At 51.7% G+C, this 2,430-nt stretch carries 1 rRNA gene; it reads right to left on the bottom strand.

Features of this window, described 5'->3' with window-relative positions:
- Positions 1-67 precede the first annotated feature (67 nt).
- A 23S ribosomal RNA gene (locus HCX62_RS13895) occupies positions 68-2,430 on the bottom strand; the annotation flags it as partial.

The raw sequence follows: 2,430 nt of genomic DNA, 5'->3' as shown, positions 1-2,430 counted from the left end.
TTGTTGAAAGATTGCTCTCTCAAAACTAGAGAAGAAAGTGTTCAGTTAGGTAACTTCGTTTCATTTTTTGGTTAAGTCCTCGATCGATTAGTATTTGTCCGCTCCATGTATCGCTACACTTCCACTCCAAACCTATCTACCTGATCATCTTTCAGGGATCTTACTTTCCGAAGAAATGGGAAATCTCATCTTGAGGGGGGCTTCACGCTTAGATGCTTTCAGCGTTTATCCCTGCCACACATAGCTACCCAGCGATGCTCCTGGCGGAACAACTGGTACACCAGCGGTGTGTCCATCCCGGTCCTCTCGTACTAAGGACAGCTCCTCTCAAATTTCCTGCGCCCGCGACGGATAGGGACCGAACTGTCTCACGACGTTCTGAACCCAGCTCGCGTGCCGCTTTAATGGGCGAACAGCCCAACCCTTGGGACCGACTACAGCCCCAGGATGCGACGAGCCGACATCGAGGTGCCAAACCTCCCCGTCGATGTGGACTCTTGGGGGAGATAAGCCTGTTATCCCCGGGGTAGCTTTTATCCGTTGAGCGATGGCCCTTCCATGCGGAACCACCGGATCACTAAGCCCGACTTTCGTCCCTGCTCGACTTGTCAGTCTCGCAGTCAAGCTCCCTTGTGCCTTTACACTCTGCGAATGATTTCCATCCATTCTGAGGGAACCTTTGGGCGCCTCCGTTACTCTTTAGGAGGCGACCGCCCCAGTCAAACTGCCCACCTGACACTGTCTCCCCACGCGCTAAGCGTGGCGGGTTAGAATGGTCATACAGCCAGGGTAGTATCCCACCATTGCCTCCTCGTATGCTAGCGCACACGTCTCTTCGGCTCCTACCTATCCTGTACAAGCGGTACAAACATTCCATATCAGGTTGCAGTAAAGCTCCACGGGGTCTTTCCGTCCTGTCGCGGGTAACCTGCATCTTCACAGGTACTATAATTTCACCGAGTCTCTCGTTGAGACAGTGCCCAGATCGTTGCGCCTTTCGTGCGGGTCGGAACTTACCCGACAAGGAATTTCGCTACCTTAGGACCGTTATAGTTACGGCCGCCGTTTACTGGGGCTTCAATTCGTACCTTCGCCGAAGCTAAGCACTCCTCTTAACCTTCCAGCACCGGGCAGGCGTCAGCCCCTATACGTCACCTTACGGTTTTGCAGAGACCTGTGTTTTTGCTAAACAGTCGCCTGGGCCTATTCACTGCGGCTCTCTCGGGCTTTCACCCTAATAGAGCACCCCTTCTCCCGAAGTTACGGGGTCATTTTGCCGAGTTCCTTAACGAGAGTTCTCTCGCTCACCTTAGGATTCTCTCCTCATCTACCTGTGTCGGTTTGCGGTACGGGCAGTACTACTCTTCCTAGAGGCTTTTCTTGACAGCGTGAAATCAGGAACTTCCGTACTTAATTTCCTTCCCCATCACAGCTCATGCTTCGCGAGAAGCGGATTTGCCTACTTCTCACACTCACTGCTTGGACGCACATTTCCATTCGTGCGATTCCCTATCCTTCTGTGTCACCCCATCGGTTAAACAATTAGCACTGGTACAGGAATCTCTACCTGTTGTCCATCGCCTACGCCTATCGGCCTCGGCTTAGGTCCCGACTAACCCTGAGCGGACGAGCCTTCCTCAGGAAACCTTAGATATTCGGTGGAAGGGATTCTCACCCTTCTTTCGCTACTCATACCGGCATTCTCACTTCTAAGCGCTCCACCAGTCCTTCCGGTCTGACTTCACCGCCCTTAGAACGCTCTCCTACCACGAACCTCTAAAGAGGTTCATCCACAGTTTCGGTAATATGTTTAGCCCCGGTACATTTTCGGCGCGGGGTCACTCGACCAGTGAGCTATTACGCACTCTTTCAATGGTGGCTGCTTCTAAGCCAACATCCTGGTTGTCTAAGCAACCCCACATCCTTTTCCACTTAACATATATTTTGGGACCTTAACTGGTGGTCTGGGCTGTTTCCCTTTCGACTACGGATCTTATCACTCGCAGTCTGACTCCCGAGTATAAGTACATGGCATTCGGAGTTTATCTGAATTCGGTAACCCGAGAAGGGCCCCTAGTCCAAACAGTGCTCTACCTCCATGACTCTTTACCTCGAGGCTAGCCCTAAAGCTATTTCGGAGAGAACCAGCTATCTCCAAGTTCGATTGGAATTTCTCCGCTACCCACACCTCATCCCCGCACTTTTCAACGTGCGTGGGTTCGGACCTCCAGTAAGTATTACCTTACCTTCATCCTGGACATGGGTAGATCACCTGGTTTCGGGTCTACGACCTGTTACTTATTCGCCCTATTCAGACTCGCTTTCGCTACGGCTCCGCTTTTTCCGCTTAACCTTGCAACAAATCGTAACTCGCCGGTTCATTCTACAAAAGGCACGCTATCACCCATTAACGGGCTCTAACTACTTGTA

The sequence above is a fragment of the Listeria swaminathanii genome (assembly GCF_014229645.1).
Classification (GTDB): Bacteria; Bacillota; Bacilli; order Lactobacillales; family Listeriaceae; genus Listeria; species Listeria swaminathanii.
This window is presented reverse-complemented; position numbering and strand designations above follow the sequence as displayed.